The following is a 15,424-nucleotide window of genomic DNA, read 5'->3' as shown; positions in this document are numbered from 1 at the left end:
GAGCGTCATTTCGCTGTCATGACGGATATCTTCGTAATGCCGGAACGTTCGATGGAGGCCATGGCCTTGGCCACCTGGCCATAATTCACGGCGGTATCGGCCTGCAACTGAACGCGGATTTCCGGGTCCTTGGCCTTTTCGTCCTGCAGGCTTTTTTCCAGCAGCTCCGGGGCGATTTCCGATTTGGCGAGGTAGAACTTGCCGTCCTGATCGACGCTGACCACCACCGGGTTTTTCTTCTCGGCGGGGGCGACTGCGTCGGTCTTGGGCAAGTTGACCTTGATCGCGTTGGTCATCAGCGGCGTGGTGACGATGAACACCACCAGCAGCACAAGCATCACGTCGACCAGCGGCGTGACGTTCATTTCGCTGAGTACTTCATCGCTGTCCTGAGTGGAGAAAGACATTAGCTGGCCTCCCGAACGGCATGGCCATTCTTGCTGGCGATGGGCTGACGGGTGACCGCGAAGGCGCTGCGCTGGGCGAGGGCGTCGAAGTCGTGGGCGAAGTCATCCATGTCGGCCACGGCGAGCTTGAGGCGGCGCAGGAAGAAGTTGTAGATCAACACTGCTGGCACGGCTACGGCGATACCCACACCGGTGGCGACCAGCGCGTGACCGATAGGCCCGGCGACCGCTTCAAGGCTCGCCGAGCCGGTCACACCGATGCTTTGCAGTGCTTCCATGATCCCCCAGACGGTACCGAACAGGCCAATGAAGGGCGCGGTGCTGCCGATACTGGCGAGAATCGCCTGGCCGCTTTCCAGCGCGCGACGCTCTTTTTGTATCTGCTGGCGCAGGTTGCGCTCCAGACGGTCCGAGCGGTTGATGGTGTGCGCCAGTTGTTGCGTGGTGCGCGGCGACTCATCGACCGCCATGGCTTCGAAGCCACTATTGGCGATACGCGCCAGCGCGCCGGGGTATTGCGCAGAGTGCTCGGCGGCGGTCAGCAGGTCCGGCGCGCTCCAGAACGCCTTGGTGAACTGTTTGTTCTGGGACTTCTGGCGCACGTACTGCGCCGACTTGATCAGCAACAGTGCCCAACTCAATACGGAAAACAGAATCAGTGCCCAGAGCACGGCCGGGACGATCATGGAAGAGAGCGATGCGTTCATGGTTTAAACCTCACCAGCTTTAATAATTGAAGTGTCGGTTGTCAGGTGCCGGATCATTCCGGCAACTTGAAGTCGATGGTCTGCGTCGCGAAGCCTTCTATCGGCGTGTCACCGCGTTTGGCCGGTATGAACTTCCAGTTGCGCACAGCCTCCACGGCCGCTTCGTCCAGTACCGGTTTGCCGCTGGATTTGGTCACCTCGACAGCGCCAGCGCGGCCGTTGGGCAGCACCTTGATGCGCAGAATCACGCGACCTTCCCAACTGCGTCGCAAGGCCAGCCCCGGGTATTCCGGCGGCGGATTGCCCAGACTGGCGAGCCCGGATACCGCAGCGCTTTCCTTGACCGGAGCCGGTGGCGCAGCAGGTGCCGGCGGCGCGGGCGCAGGTGTTGGCGGCGCGGGCGGGCTGGGTGCGGCGGCAGGCGTTGGCGCAGGCGGCGTCGGCTTTTTCACCGGCTCGACTTTCTTGACCGGCTTGGGCTTCTCGACCTTGGGCTTTTCCACCGGTTTGGGCGGCGGTTCGACCGCGTCCGGATCCTCGACCGGTTGTTCCGGTTCGGGGGGAGGCGGTGGAGGCGGCGGCGGAGGTGGTGGCTCGGGCGGCGGCGGTTCCGGGGCAGGTGGCGTAGGGCTGGTCAGTTCAATGGTCATTTCCGGAACTTGTGGTGCAACTTCCGGGACGTCTGGCTGGGCAGTTTGCATGTACCACCAGATCACACCATGAATAAGGACCGACGCAGCAATCAACACCATTACTTGCGGCTTGTTAAGGCCGCCCGGACGCGACGTATTGGCGCTGAAAGGAATACCCTGCCACGCCGTCGAAGTGTCATCGGGCGAGGGAGAGGGGACCGCTTTCATTATTACCGCATCATTCATTAACGCTCCCTCGGGTAGTTAAAGGGCAATAAGATTCCGCTCGAACAATGGGTAACTGTTCGATTGATGGAGACCTGCATATTGTGGATAGGCAGGGCAACGCGGTGGGTGCGCACACGGCGAACTCAAACGGTTAAAGGACGTCTTGAATCAGGGCACTGACATTGCAGATCCTTGCTTGCTTATCGTCATGTACGGGGACGTACAGCGATGTTCCTGAATGCTTACATTGCAACCGCTGTGCCAGAAAGCCCTCGCTGGAACCGCTGATGCAGAGCGGGTGTCGCATTCGTATAACTATTTATCGATTCCCGATTTCGTTGACTTCAAAGCGGCAGATATGAATAAGACTTTGAACAAAAAAACAGGCAAACAATGACCCTCTGCTTGAGCAGACGCGTTCGAAAATCATGACCTGCAAGTCACTTTTTTAAATGCACCAATACTGTGTCACGAGGACCACGTTGGTGCGTTAGTTGATCAGCGCCTCATAAAAACAATACTCCGTGTGGGTACGGCGGTTGTGTGGACAGTTGTGGTTATTGAAATAAAAGCCACCCTTTTAGATGATGGCAAAATGAAAGCACTCAAAATAAAGTGTCGGACACTCTTTATAGGTCGACCGTCTTTTAATTAAAAACAACCCCGTGTGTACTTAATGACGCGCACAGGCGTGCAAGGCGCTGATTCATCATCAGAACATTCAAGGCACACGCGAAATGTCTTAAGTCCAGACGTGCAGGGCGGTCGAATAACAGCGCGCAGATCGGGACAAGGTTGAAGCGGCCGTGCCGGCATCGCTTGAGGCAGGTGATGCCCAAGGTGTGAATTGCCAGCGTAACGGTGGTCTGACGCAAGACTGATAGGGCACAGCTAGATTCCTTTCCTGGCGGGCAGCGAGACTTGTGGTCTGCTCCCCTGCACTGTTTGTGGACGCTCTGACGTCCGTGAACTGCACTTTGGTGCGTGTAGGCACCCCATGAATGCAGCGTGCACCATTGGTTTATGGCACGACCGTTCCACTTGAAAGATCTGTGCCAATTTGTGTCTTTTTGTATCTGGAGGGGTACATTTTCATCTGAAAACGAGTTTTTGCGGCTGCAAGGCGCAGTCATAGACCCTGGCGGGTATCAACTCGGCAGAGTGGCGCGGGTGCGCCGGGAGAGAGCCGCCCGGGATTAGGGCGGCCATTAGGCATGGTGAATTACCAGAACGCAGCAGGTGCGCTGAGCGCCTTGCTGAACACCTCGATGGCGCGCTCGACATCTGCCTGCGTGGTATAGCGGCCAAGGCTGACGCGCACGCTGGCCAGGGCCTTGGCGGAGTCCATGCCCAGAGCGAGCAGCACATGCGAGGGGGCATTGCTGGCCGAGTTGCACGCGGACGTCGAGGACAACGCCAGGCTGTGGGATAGCTGCGAGCTGGTGAAGCCACTGCGGGTGATGCACAGGTTCAGGGTGTGCGGGATGCGTTGTTGCGGACAGCCATTGAGCTGCACATCCGGCAGGCTCAACAAGCCTTCGCGCAGGTGGCGACTCAGCTCTTCAATACGACGGTTTTCAGCGTCGGCCTGGCTGATCGCCAACGCAAAGGCTGTACCCATGCCGACGATCTGATGGGTGGCCAAGGTGCCCGAACGAAAGCCGCCTTCATGTCCGCCGCCGTGGATCTGCGCTTTCAGCAACGAATGCGCGCGTGGGCCCACGTACAGCGCGCCAATGCCCTTGGGGCCGTAGGCCTTATGCGCCGAGAACGACATCAGGTCGACGGCCAGACTCGCCAGATCGACCTTCACCTTGCCGACGCCCTGCGCAGCGTCCACATGAAACAGCGCACCGTGCTCGCGTACCAGCGCGCCAATGCTGGCGATATCGGTCAGCGTACCCAACTCATTGTTCACCAGCATCAGCGATACCAGCAGCGTGTCTTCGCGCAATGCAGCCTGTACGGCGTGAGGCTGGATCAGGCCCTGAGCGTCCGGTTTCAGCCAGGTGACGGGAAAGCCCTGGCGCTCCAGTGTGCTGACGGTGTCGAGCACGGCCTTGTGTTCCAGCACGCTGGTGATGATGTGACGGCGCTGCGCGCTGGCATCATGGGCGATGCCCTTGATCGCCAGGTTGTTGGACTCGGTTGCGCCGGAGGTCCAGACAATGGTGTCGACAGGCGCACCCACCGCATCGGCCACCTGCGCGCGTGCCTGTTCAACGGCCTGCCGCGCCACCTGCCCATAACCGTGCCCGCTGGATGCCGGATTACCGAAATGACCTTCGCGCCCCATGCAGGCAACCATAGCTTCGATGACCTGTTCATCAACAGGCGTGGTGGCGGCGTAATCCAGATAGAGCGCAGAAGTGGTCATGGGCAATTCGCTTTGTAATCGAGTCAAAATCAAGGGCTGGCATTACCAGACCGACTGCTTGAAAGATTACTGATCCGCAGGCGAAAATTTTTTGATATTTACACGGATACGAGCAGCCAAAGCGAAAAAATATTCGCTTACGCTTGGATTTTTACGATTAAAAATTCTAGGATGCTGCTTCAGGCGCAGAATCGCAGCCAGACACCCATCGTTCCTCACGCTCCGCGTGGGAATGCAGTTCTGGACGCTCCGCGTCCAATCCGAGGATGCAAGGGGCTGCACCGTTGGGTGACGCAGAGCGTCACGAAATGCATGCCAACGCGGAGCATTGGCACGATAGTCATGCTGCTTCAGGCGCAGAATCGCAGCCAGACCCCCATCGTTCCTCACGCTCCGCGTGGGAATGCAGTTCTGGACGCTCCGCGTCCAATCCGAGGATGCAAGGGGCTGCACCGTTGGGTGGCGCAGAGCGTCACGACAGGCATTCCCACGCGGAGCGTGAGGAACGATCAGTGTAAAGCGACTAACGCAGGAAACCGCTAGTGGACAAATTCGACCGGGCAATCCTCGACATCCTGCAAACCGACTGCACCCGTTCGGTGGCGGACATCGCCGAGCGTATCGGCCTGGGCAGTACCGCGTGCTGGCGACGTATCCAGAAGCTGGAAGAGGCCGGCATCATCGACCGCCGGGTCGCGCTGCTCAATCCGCAACGGCTGAACGTCTCAGTCAGCGTCTTCGCCGCCATCCGCACCAACCAGCACAACGCCGCCTGGCTCGAACAGTTTCACGCCGCCGTCGGCGAGCTGCCTGAAGTAGTCGAGTGCTACCGCATGGCAGGCGACACCGACTACATGCTGCGCATCGTCGTAGCCGACATCGCAGGGTACGACGCGGTGTACAAACAACTGATCAGCATCCCCGGGATCAGCGACGTAAGCTCCAGCTTCGCCATGGAGCAGATCAAATTCACCACCGGCCTGCCCTTGCAATACGCATCGTTTGGCGGCTGAGCACCGCCACGCTCATCGATTGAATCGAACCCTCAGCCCGATGCCACGTCCACTTTCTTTGGCAAACGAAAAAGGTGGCTGACATGACAACCGATCACATACTCACAAACAGCGTGCCCAAAGAAGACCCCGCCAGCCCGCAACTCGGCCAGTACGACCGTGAAGCAGACCCGGTCCTCGCCATGAATGCGAACAGACCCGGTGTCGGCTCGGAACGCGGCGACGAGGTCAAGAAACGCACGGAAGGCGACGAGGCTTACGAAGATGACGAGCCGGAAGTGTATTCGGATGACCCGGATATCGTCGCGGATGAGGGTGGCGGTGTTTCGCCGGGCTGAGGGAGCACAAATATGGCGCTGAGGTGGTGTAACAGCTCAAACGTGTTCATGTAAGGGACGTTGAGCTGTTCACAGAGGTTGGGGATGATGAATACGCCGACTCAAGGCCGAGAAGCAATCTCGTCCAGATGATTCAGCAGATCCAGCGGGTCCTCATAAACCCTTAACGCGCCAGCACGCTCAAGCTCGCCTATGTCATAGCCACCCGACAGCAGACCGACGCCGGTTGCCTTGCAGCGACGTGCCGCCAGCATGTCCCAGATCGCGTCCCCTATCACCAGACACTCGTCAATCGGAGCGTTTATCTTCTTTGCAGCCGCCAGAAACAGGTCGGGGTCAGGCTTGCCATAGCTCACGTCATCGCGCGTAACGATGTTGATCTTTTTGATGTCCAGTTTCAGCGCTTTCAGGTTGATCGTCGCCGTATCGATCCCGCCGCTGGTGGCGATGCACCACTTGAGGTTTTCCTTGTCGAGCGTCTCCAGCAACTCGACGGCGCCGGGCAATGCGATGATCTGTCCTTGCAGCCGCTCGTAAGCCTGAGCATGTTTCTCGCTGAGCCGTTCGGCTTGTTCTTCGCTGATGTTCAAGCCGGTTTCACGCGACAGTGATTTCAACATCAGTCCGCCGCTCATGCCGATCTTGCGGTGAATACGCCACATCGCAAGCGGGATTTCTTCTGCGTCCAGTGCTTCTTTCCAGGCGGCAACGTTTTGATAAACGCTGTCGGTCAGCGTGCCGTCCAGGTCAAAGATGAAGGAGGTTTGCGGTCTCATAGGGTTACTCTTTTTGAATGCGGATTGACCATCTGGCGAGGTTCGGGGCGTTGTGGTCGACACCTGTTCGGCGGTGTCGGAATGCGGCGATCATCAATGAAGCGAGGGCTGTACCGGGGCTTCGAATACGGCATTGCCAGATGGAGGGAAAGGGCTGGTTTTTTGAGGTCACACACTTTCGAGTACGTGATGGAATGGCGGTTCGATCTTTCGGGCGGGAGGGCGGCCTGGTAGCAGAAAAGCCTGATGGCTTTCCAGTCGGTTTGAAGACTCTCCAGCCGCGTTAACGCTGTACGTAACCCTCCACCAGCGCCTGAACCCGCGCTGCGTCCTCATGGGTAACCGGGTTATAAACAATCATCGACAGATCCGGCCGGCCATCCACTGCGAAACCCGAATACTCCAGCTCAATCAGCCCATGAACCGGATGCCTCAGGCGCTTGGTGCCTTCGCCCTGCAAACGCACATCGTTGTCGCGCCACAAAGCAGCGAAATCAGCACTGAGCGTGCAGAGTTCGTCAGCGAGTTCACGGAGTTCCGAGGCGGCTCCGGCACGGGTCGCGTCGGCCCTGAATGCAGCGACTATGAAGCGCGCGACGGCCTGCCAATCGTCCTGCTTTGCACGCGTGCCAGCATTGCAAAACATCAGGCGCAGGATGTTGCGCTGCTCTACGGGCAGCAAGCTGTAGTCAGTAAATACGGCGGCAGCAGCGTTGTTCCAGGCCAGAACATCCCAGGTGGCGGTCTTGATAAAAGCAGGGCTGAACGCGAGCGTATCCAGAATACGCTGCAAGCGTGGCGATACGCCCTCGGGCGCGCTGTAGACCACTTCGGGCAGATGACCAAAAGCGAGCATGAACAGGTGTTGCCGCTCGGGCTCGGTCATCAGGAGGCTTTGCGCGATCCGGTCCAGAACCTGAGCAGACGGCGCGCCGCCGCGTCCTTGTTCCAGCCACGTGTACCACGTTGCGCTGATATTGGCGCGCTGGGCAACTTCTTCCCGACGCAAGCCTGGCGTGCGTCGACGCGCAGTGGAAAGCCCCAGACTCGCGGGGTCCAGACGCGCCCGACAGTCCTTCAAATACGTTCCCAGCGGGTTGGCCATGATGATCCTGTTGGTTTTTATACCCTGATAACGTCACGTCTTTTACGGGATAAACGTTACGCGCACTCTGCCGACTTCAGCAAAGAGAGATTTGACTATGCGCGTATTTATAACCGGCGCCACAGGCTTTATTGGCACTCACGTCACTTGGGAACTGATCAACGCAGGCCATCAGGTAGTGGGGCTGACACGTTCGGAAGCCGGGGATCGAGCTCTACTTGCCATGGGAGCCGATCCGCATCGCGGTGATATCGAAGACCTGTCCAGCCTTCAGTGTGGCGTGGAGAAGTGCGACGCGGTGATTCACACGGCGTTTGATCACAACTTCGCGCACTTCGTCGCCAACTGCCAGCACGACGCTCGCGTTATCGACGCATTGGGTTCTGCCCTGGCAGGCTCTGCGCGCCCGCTGGTGATCACCTCCAGCACGGCGATGGGCTCTTCAGCACCCGGGCAGGCCGCAGACGAGGACCACTTCGACCCAGCCCATCCCAACCCTCGCGTCGCATCGGAACTCGCCGGGCAGGCGCTGTTGCAACGTGGCGTCAACATAGTCGTCATGCGCCTCTCGCAAATTCATAACCCGGTCAAACAGGGCTTGGTCAGCGAAGTCATCAAACAGGCCAAGGAGAAAGGCTGCTCGGCCTATATCGACCAAGGTCTTAATCAGTGGTCCGCAGCGCACCTTGAAGACACGGCGCGCCTGTATCGCCTCGCTCTGGAGAAACATCAGCCGGGGGCTCGTTATCACGCGACTGCCGAATCAGGCATCACCTTCCGCCTGATTGCCGAAACCATCGGAGAACACCTCGGCCTGCCCACATTGGCCTTGCCCGCCTATGAAGCTGCCGCACACTTTGGCTGGCTGTCGACATTTGTGGCCAAGGACATGAGCAGCCTGAGCCACAAGACACGCAAACGCTTGGACTGGCAGCCCAAGGGGCCAGGTTTGATTGAGGATTTGGAAGGTGTTTGAAGGGGTAGTGTCTGCAGGCGGAACAACTCTGCAATTGCAGATGATCATCGTGCCAATGCTCTGCGTTGGCATGCAGTTCGTGACGCTCTGCGTCACACATCTACAGTCTGGCAACGCAGCCCAAGGACCCTACAGAATCGCGTGTAATCAGCGTGATTACTGGTGAGTATCCGCATTCTCAGCGGGATAAAACTCACCCTTGCTTCCCATTCTTTCCAGCCGCTCACGAACGAGCGCCTCGACGCTGGCCACTGCAGCCCGGTCGTCAGGGTTGACCAGTTGCAAGTGCAGGCGACTATTGTTCTGATCGTGGGTACCCTCGCTGAGCATGTCGTGTGTGACGACTTGTTCGCCACGCCACAGACATAGCTGAGTATGGGTATCACCAAGCCATATCTCTTTAACTGATCTGAGGTCAGTTTTAGCCAGTTGGTCCACGGTGATCGTCTTTTCCATTGCCTTGTCCATTGTGCTGTACCTTTTTCAGTGAGCCGATACAGGTCTGACGAATAGCCGCCGCGGATCGTTCCCGGCGTCGGCTATTCCACCGCGCCAACGGTAATGAGTCGACGCAAGGATCAAGATCGATCAATCGGTAGTTGCACGCGGCAAGGCTTTATTTCTTCAGCCAGCCCTCAACAACATCGGCACCATGCTCCGCTTTCCACTCCTTCAAGACCTTGTGATTTCCACCCTTCGTCTCGATCACTTCACCGGTTTTCGGATGTTTATAAACCTTGAGTTCGCGCGGCTTACGCTTGCCCGCAGGCTTTTCAGCGGTCTGTCCGCGAGCCGAGGTGTGTGGGTCCAGCAGATTGATGATGTGCTTCAGGCTGAAGCCATAGTGCTCAAGCAGCTTGCGCAGCTTGGTTTCGAACTCGATTTCCTTCTTGAGCCCCTGGTCGCCCTTCATCGTCTCCAGTGCCTGGAGTTGCTCGGCGAGGTGCTTTTCCAGCTGGCGGTATTCTGCGAGTTTGGACATGGTGTTTTCCTTATAAACAGGTGTGCGTAGTTATTGAGAGAGATAGCGCCCGTTACAAGTTCAGCCTATTTTCTGCAGGTTGGTTGGCTTTCAATACGTGGGAGTAACACCATAAGCCGGATTGCCCGAGCTTCCGATTATTTTCAAAAATGCGGTTTTTCGCGCACAGAATTAACAGCGGTTTTTGCCCATCTGTTCTGCAAGCCAGTGGAAAGTTTTGATTGGTCTATTTCCTGACGCAATAAAACGGCGACTCCATCTATTGAATGCGCGCCAGCGAAAAGCAAGAGCGGAAGGCGAGCTCTTTGACAGCGAACCAAGCCTGGTCGCGTTGAAAATGCAGGAGCAGTGAGCATCAATACCGCTCACTGTTCCTGCCTTGTAGGCGTCCAGGCAACTAAAGGTGGGAAGGGGAGCCCACACGCTAGCTGTTCAGGTGATATCAGCTCGCGAGGTCGACGGCGGTTTGACCCACGAGCGTCAAGTCTGCCGTATCGGCAACCACCAGGTCGGCGTTGGTGAGCTCTCGCGTGTAGTCGAACCCTGCTAGCGTGACCTGGAACGCATGCCCATCGGCGCCTGGCTCGCTACTGCGCAGGTAGGTACGGTCGGTGTTTTCATCGTAGGTCATGCTCAAGGTGCCGTCGCGGCCGTTGCCAAAACCGGTCACGCCGAGCGCAGCGACGTCGAGCTTGTCCTGGCCCCAGATGAAATCAGTGATCAGGTCGCTGCTGCCCGCATGGCTGTCGGCGCTGCTAGTGAACACGAAACGGTCGTTGCCTGTGCCGCCGGTGAGCTTGTCCGCGCCCACCCCACCGGTCAGCACATCGTCACCGGCGTTACCCTCGAGGGTGTCGTTTCCGGCACCGCCGACGAGGGTATCGTTGCCCCAGTAACCATAAAGGGTGTCGGACTTGTCACCGCCTACCAGACTCACCGAGGTGATCGGCTGCGGAGTGGTCACAACCGTCGCATCACTGGGCGGGGCGAACAGCACAGTGCTGGCGTTGAGCTCATTGACATGGTTGCCACTGAGCAGAATTTCAAAGCGGTTACCGTTGGCATCGGCCTCTAATGATTTAAGCGCGGTGGCATCGCCGGCCAGGTTGAGGACCACCTTCAGCGTACCGTTGTAGCCGTTACCCAGCCCGGTGAAGCCCAAGGCGGACACGTCGATCATGTCATGGCCGTTGCCACTGAAGTCGGTGATCAGGTCGCGGCTGCTGTAGCTGCCACTGGCATCGTTGCGGTAACTGTCGCTGAGCCGGGTATACACGAAGCTGTCGGCACCCGCGCCGCCGCTCAGAGTGTCGCCGCCGGTGCCGCCGAACAGCCGATCATTGCCCGCACCCGCTTCGACGTTGTCGCGGCCAGCGCCGGCCCTCAGGGATTCGCTGGCGTCTGTGCCTTCGAGCAGATCGTTGTGCGAAGTGCCGTTGATCAGCGGCTGGAAGTTGGCATCGGTAACAAGGCCGCTACTGGCCAGGAACTGCACGGCAAAATGTTTACCATTACCGTCTCGCTCGTAGCTTTCCAAAAAGTAAATGCCGCGCAGAGGCTCGCTACGGATGTGCAAGGTATCGCCATAGCCATCGCCTAAATGGCTATAGCCCAAGGCCGACACGTCGAGGGTATCGTGGGCGGGGTCAAAATGGCTGATGGAATCGGTGTGCTCGCCTCGGCCATTGATATAGCTGTCGCCGATGCGGTCGAAGCGGAATACATCATTACCGGCGCCGCCGTCCATACCGTCGTATCCGGCACTGGAGACCATCACATCGTTGCCACCCCCGCTGACTAGCTGGTCGTTGCCGCCCCCACCCATCAGCAGTTCATTGGCCAGCCCACCACGTATGTAGTCGTTGCCAGGAGTGCCCTGCACGATGAGTTCAATCGGGTTATTGCTGACCTGGCTACTGGCGCTTTTGACCTGCAAATTCCCAAGCGCCGTAGGATTGGTGGCGTCCTTGATGTTGAATACCTGGGTCATGCCGTGCTCCTTACTTGCAGTTGGTCCACTGGGGTGGGGTATGACGCCAGTAATGCCGTCTCGTTGATAGCAATGGGCCTTATCCGACGAAGGGGTTATAAGCGGCGGGGGCTTTCCGACCAAAACAGCCCGTTAGTGAGGACGGATAGCGACCTCATTCTCACAAGTGAAACAAGTCACCAAACAATAGGCTTGTCGTCCCAGGCCCAGAAGGTCCCGCTATCGGCCGATCCATGTGCGCCTACCACCTCAATGATGCGATCCGCCGAGAACGCCGGTTCGAACAGTTGGCCTTCGGGCACGTTCGCCTGGAATGGCTGAGATAGCTCCGTATCAGTCGTGCCTGGGTGTATTGCCAGGACGGTAGAGGCCGGGTTAAGGCGTTTCAATTCGATACTGGCCGTGTGCAGCAACTGGTTCAGCGCCGCTTTGCTGGCTCTGTAGCTGTACCAGCCACCCAGTCGGTTATCGCCAATAGAACCAACCCTCGCGGAGAGCGCCGCGAAGGTAGAAGGTTGTTTGCGCAATAACGGGAGTAGGTGTTTGAGCAGCAGGATCGGTGCGAAGGTGTTGGTCGCGAAACTCGCCTGCAGACTCGCAAGTGTCAGTTGTGCCAGGCCCTTTTCTGCTTTTGCGCCGTCCTGATGAAGAATGCCTAACGTACTGATGACGAGGTGCAGATGCTCGCATCCATCAAGCGTCTCGCTCACGAGCGCTTCGAGGGATTGTTCATTGCGCGCGTCGCAGTCGACGCGTTTGATGCGTTGGCCATATTGCTCTGCAAGCGTTGCAAGCTCTGTGGAAGTGCTGGCTTGTCGCGCGACCGCCCATACCTGAGCCACATCATCGCGAGCAAGCAACGCCGCGCACAGTGCCAAGCCAATACCTCGGCTGGCTCCGCATATCAGCACGTTGGCCTCGCTGTTCAGTTCGGGTATCAAACTCATAAGGCACCTTGAGGAGCATGGTTGAAGTGTTTTTGACTTCTGTGGGGCAACTATAGCCTTACCGCTTCGCCAACAACCGCGCCAACCCAGCCGTCACCACAACAGCCAGCAAAACGGCAGCTGCGATAGACAGAAGCGCGCCCCATTGCGATATGGAGTACCTGAGGGTCAGGTAGAAACTCACCACCCCGACAGCGCCAATGGCATTGCCGCGGACTATTGCCGCCAGTTCATAACGCCCGCCTTGAACGTGGACGAACACTGCAAGCGGCCAGGCGATCACCGGGATCGGCGCCAGCAGCCCACTGACCACCGGCCCGAGCCAGGTAGCGCTTGCGGTAATCGCCAGCAGCAGAAGGGTGGCGGTCAGCATTCGCATCGGGATGACCCAGCGCGGCAGCGCCACGTATGACGCTACGTCCGGCGGTGTGTGTTGCGAGGTGGCAACGATGATCAGCGCAACCATCAGCAGCGTGACAATGATCGACAGCGCCAGTAAACCCAACAGGTTCACCACAAAGGCCGTCGCGCCATACACCGCGAGCGCCAGGATGCATCCCACCAACGCTGAAGCGCGTCGAGTGACCAAGAAATAAAACAGGTAAGTCGCCTGAATCGCCGCCAGTCCGGCCAGTGCGCCGGGCACCGCCATCGAGGCGAACTGGGTGCCTTGCTCAAGGCTGAGAAACAGCATGACCAGCGCCGAGGTCATCGGCAGGCCGGAAAGCAGCCCTGCCACGCCGGTACCCCAGCGCTTTGCCGCTAATGAAATAGCCAGCATCAGCGCGGGGGTGATGAGTAACTTGAGGTAGAAGGCCGTCATGCAGAAAACTTCACATCCGAAAGTGGGCTGAATGCTAAACCTTTTGGCGGTGGGTAACGATGCATGTCAGCGCTTACTCCATCGCTCGACAGCGCATCCGCCAATCGCCAGAAACAGAAAAGCCCGGCGAACCGGGCTTTCTGAAAACGGGCAGTGCTTATTTAGCGGTTTTCAGCTTGATCACGTCACCAGAAACGGTAGTGGTGTAGCCGTTCAGGACCCAGGCCCAGAACCACTTCTCCTGCACTTGGGTATTGATCAGCGCATCGCCACCCTTGGCCTGAATGGCGCTGTTCTGCGCACGAACGAAACGGTCGTTCTGACGAATCGGGATCAGACCGAACAGCATCAGGCCGGTGGCGCTTGCTTCACTGTGACCGACGACGGTGTATTGGCTGCTGTCGTATTGCGGGGTTTTCATAGGGGTGCCGGTGCAACCCGCCAGAACCAGACCACATACTGCTGCGGCGACAACTTTACTAACTGACTTCAAGATAAAACTCCATGGGAAAACCCGGATCCACGTCTCGGGCGGCGGTACTTTACTCGTCGGGGTCGTGGTTTAGGTATTTTTTATAGTGGTAACAAGGCGTTCTCACATGCCCAGGCGTCGTTTGAACTGAGCGCTGAAAGACCCGTATTCATTGGGTCTTTCAGGCTTATGTTTTTATAGGCATACACGTAGGCATACAAATCTAGCGCTGCTGGTTTTCCTTCGAGACTATTTTTTGGATTCGGCAGAAGGCTTCTTGAGACTTAGCTCAGTCTCTCGAATGATGCGTCCCGAGCTCCCATCCAGCTTTATCACTTTCATCCCTGTAAGTAGGTACGTGCTTTTGCCATCAGCGAGAATCAGGTGGCCGGTAAGCCTTTCATTCTTATCTGTTATGACGGTGTGCAGGTTTTCCAGTCCTAACGAAGCATCAACCTGAGTATATTTTTGAAAATCGGCCAACCCCTGTTTGACACCCTTCTGAACGCCGAGGGCGGGTGCGAAGAAAAGCATAAAAAGAAACAGGCCTATCCACGAGGAGAGGACGATCACGATGCCCGTCGCCAAACGTTTCGTTATCGAACTGACAAAGAGCGCAGCCACTCCCACAAACACAAGGGTCAGCAAAAACGGGCCTACCGTCGGCCAGCGGTTAGCCGCATCAAGGGTTCCGGTAAACAAGTAAACGTATCCATGAAGCAGAAGTGTTGGAGTACCCAGTGACAGCTCATTCGTATCTATGCCGAATTGTTCGTAATACGCCATCAGAATGGCGTAGCCATAGATCAACAATGCCGCCTGTGAAGCTATCGCTCCGTAAGAGATTAGCTTGAAGGCCAGTTCAGTATTGGTCTTCACTTCTTTGTTCGCTGCTTGGTCTGGCGCACCAGGTGACGGCAACGCGGGAGGCACTGTGAAAGCGATAGGTGTGAGCAGCTCTACCTTGAGATTGTTATTTCTGTTCCAAAACATGGCGCGTCCTGACCTAGTGGTTGAGCTGAGACCATACCGCTCAACCCGAACGATGCACAGGGCCGACGCCTCGTCGGTTGATCGATATGTAAAGCGAGATCAGTAGCAGGAAGAAAACTCTCTGAGTTCACCTCTGGTTGGCTCAGTTCACCGAGTTCACCAGTTCACTAAGCTGGAGAAACGTCAGCTAATCGTGATGCGCGGGTTCCCTGCCCCGTATGCAGCGGAAGTCCTCAGGGGCCCTGGCTTATGCCGGATTCCATTCGCTGATGGGGCTCACTTCATAGGGGGACGGGGGACAGCCCCTGCAAATGCGGTGTAACTGGTGTTTTAGGTGTAGCGATAATGATTAAGTATATGAAAAATAAAGATAAAATAGCTGTAACACTTCTCCGGGAGTTTCTGTGTATGTGATGTAACAATACGGAACTGTGTAACGCTGCCGCTGCCTCTTTGCCGTACGGGCAACCGTGTACGATGTCCGCTAGCGGCCAAAAGCGGTCATCCGCCACCGCCAGCTATTAACCCAAGCCGTGTAAAAAAACGTAGACTCCGTTTTGAAGTCCTCGTTTCACAGCGCTGGCATATATGGAGTGGTCGCGGCGCAGACGCGTTACCTCAGACGACGCAATGCCATTCCCAGCCTACCCTCGCTACC

The 15,424-nt window shown here is 57.5% G+C and carries 16 protein-coding genes and 1 pseudogene; 3 read left to right on the top strand and 14 right to left on the bottom strand.

Annotation, left to right across the window (positions count from 1 at the left end; all coding sequences use genetic code 11):
- Positions 1 to 5: 5 nt before the first annotated feature.
- From PI739_RS17390 to PI739_RS17375, 4 genes are all read right to left on the bottom strand, one after another.
- The gene (locus PI739_RS17390) at positions 6 to 407 is read right to left on the bottom strand and encodes an ExbD/TolR family protein (RefSeq protein WP_002555939.1); all 402 of its coding nucleotides are present in this window, start codon (positions 405 to 407) and stop codon (positions 6 to 8) included.
- Positions 407 to 1,093: a MotA/TolQ/ExbB proton channel family protein gene (locus PI739_RS17385; protein WP_003435083.1), complete on the bottom strand. Its 687-nt coding sequence runs from the start codon at positions 1,091 to 1,093 to the stop codon at positions 407 to 409. The genes PI739_RS17390 and PI739_RS17385 overlap by 1 nt, the downstream gene beginning before the upstream one ends.
- A gap of 74 nt (positions 1,094 to 1,167) precedes the next feature.
- Positions 1,168 to 1,992, bottom strand: a complete 825-nt coding sequence (locus PI739_RS17380; RefSeq protein WP_011266216.1) for an energy transducer TonB — start codon at positions 1,990 to 1,992, stop codon at positions 1,168 to 1,170.
- A gap of 1,204 nt (positions 1,993 to 3,196) precedes the next feature.
- Entirely contained in the window at positions 3,197 to 4,351 is a 1,155-nt protein-coding gene (locus PI739_RS17375) for a cysteine desulfurase family protein (RefSeq protein ID WP_054082328.1), read from the bottom strand.
- 542 nt (positions 4,352 to 4,893) lie between these two features.
- Between PI739_RS17375 and PI739_RS17370 the strand changes: the two genes are divergently transcribed.
- Together PI739_RS17370 and PI739_RS17365 are read left to right on the top strand one after the other, a co-directional pair.
- Positions 4,894 to 5,364 (top strand): Lrp/AsnC family transcriptional regulator, encoded by a 471-nt coding sequence (locus tag PI739_RS17370; RefSeq protein WP_002555835.1) that lies wholly within the window; start codon positions 4,894 to 4,896, stop codon positions 5,362 to 5,364.
- A gap of 83 nt (positions 5,365 to 5,447) precedes the next feature.
- A complete protein-coding gene (locus PI739_RS17365) occupies positions 5,448 to 5,702 on the top strand; it encodes a hypothetical protein (RefSeq protein WP_003367627.1) in 255 nt (84 codons plus the stop codon).
- On the opposite strand, the pseudogene PI739_RS17360 reads toward PI739_RS17365, so the two are convergent.
- From PI739_RS17360 to PI739_RS17350, 3 genes and pseudogenes are all read right to left on the bottom strand, one after another.
- Positions 5,621 to 5,794 (bottom strand): annotated as a pseudogene (locus PI739_RS17360) (DUF4411 family protein); the annotation flags it as partial. The gene PI739_RS17365 and the pseudogene PI739_RS17360 sit on opposite strands and share 82 nt — an antisense overlap.
- 9 nt (positions 5,795 to 5,803) lie before the next feature.
- Positions 5,804 to 6,478 (bottom strand): HAD family hydrolase, encoded by a 675-nt coding sequence (locus PI739_RS17355; RefSeq protein ID WP_003435091.1) that lies wholly within the window; start codon positions 6,476 to 6,478, stop codon positions 5,804 to 5,806.
- 283 nt (positions 6,479 to 6,761) lie between these two features.
- Positions 6,762 to 7,583, bottom strand: a complete 822-nt coding sequence (locus PI739_RS17350; protein WP_096105478.1) for a helix-turn-helix transcriptional regulator — start codon at positions 7,581 to 7,583, stop codon at positions 6,762 to 6,764.
- A gap of 97 nt (positions 7,584 to 7,680) precedes the next feature.
- On the opposite strand from PI739_RS17350, the gene PI739_RS17345 reads away from it, so the two are divergent.
- A complete protein-coding gene (locus PI739_RS17345) occupies positions 7,681 to 8,559 on the top strand; it encodes an SDR family oxidoreductase (protein ID WP_054082326.1) in 879 nt (292 codons plus the stop codon).
- A 156-nt stretch (positions 8,560 to 8,715) separates the two neighbouring features.
- Here PI739_RS17345 and PI739_RS17340 read toward each other — a convergent pair whose 3' ends face one another.
- The 7 genes from PI739_RS17340 to PI739_RS17310 form a co-directional block, all read right to left on the bottom strand.
- Complete coding sequence (locus PI739_RS17340; protein ID WP_002555839.1) at positions 8,716 to 9,015, bottom strand: hypothetical protein; 300 nt, start codon at positions 9,013 to 9,015, stop codon at positions 8,716 to 8,718.
- A 160-nt stretch (positions 9,016 to 9,175) separates the two neighbouring features.
- Positions 9,176 to 9,541: a histone-like nucleoid-structuring protein, MvaT/MvaU family gene (locus tag PI739_RS17335; RefSeq protein WP_271352062.1), complete on the bottom strand. Its 366-nt coding sequence runs from the start codon at positions 9,539 to 9,541 to the stop codon at positions 9,176 to 9,178.
- Positions 9,542 to 9,983: 442 nt separating this feature from the next.
- Positions 9,984 to 11,531, bottom strand: coding sequence for a M10 family metallopeptidase C-terminal domain-containing protein (locus PI739_RS17330; protein ID WP_271352061.1), 1,548 nt, complete (start codon positions 11,529 to 11,531; stop codon positions 9,984 to 9,986).
- 176 nt (positions 11,532 to 11,707) lie between these two features.
- Positions 11,708 to 12,478, bottom strand: coding sequence for an SDR family NAD(P)-dependent oxidoreductase (locus tag PI739_RS17325; RefSeq protein WP_271352060.1), 771 nt, complete (start codon positions 12,476 to 12,478; stop codon positions 11,708 to 11,710).
- Positions 12,479 to 12,536: 58 nt separating this feature from the next.
- On the bottom strand, positions 12,537 to 13,301 hold the full coding sequence (locus PI739_RS17320) for a hypothetical protein (RefSeq protein ID WP_271352059.1): 765 nt from the start codon (positions 13,299 to 13,301) through the stop codon (positions 12,537 to 12,539).
- Between the two features lie 157 nt (positions 13,302 to 13,458).
- The gene (locus PI739_RS17315; protein ID WP_016566852.1) at positions 13,459 to 13,794 is read right to left on the bottom strand and encodes a hypothetical protein; all 336 of its coding nucleotides are present in this window, start codon (positions 13,792 to 13,794) and stop codon (positions 13,459 to 13,461) included.
- 228 nt (positions 13,795 to 14,022) lie between these two features.
- Positions 14,023 to 14,766 carry a hypothetical protein gene (locus PI739_RS17310; protein ID WP_271352058.1) on the bottom strand — a complete coding sequence of 248 codons (744 nt, stop codon included), beginning with the start codon at positions 14,764 to 14,766 and terminating at the stop codon, positions 14,023 to 14,025.
- Positions 14,767 to 15,424 lie beyond the last annotated feature (658 nt).

Origin of the sequence: Pseudomonas cerasi (assembly GCF_027983475.1) — a bacterium.
Classification (GTDB): Bacteria; Pseudomonadota; Gammaproteobacteria; order Pseudomonadales; family Pseudomonadaceae; genus Aquipseudomonas; species Aquipseudomonas cerasi.
Note: the sequence above shows the minus strand (reverse complement) of the source record. Positions and strands in the feature narration are given on the sequence as shown.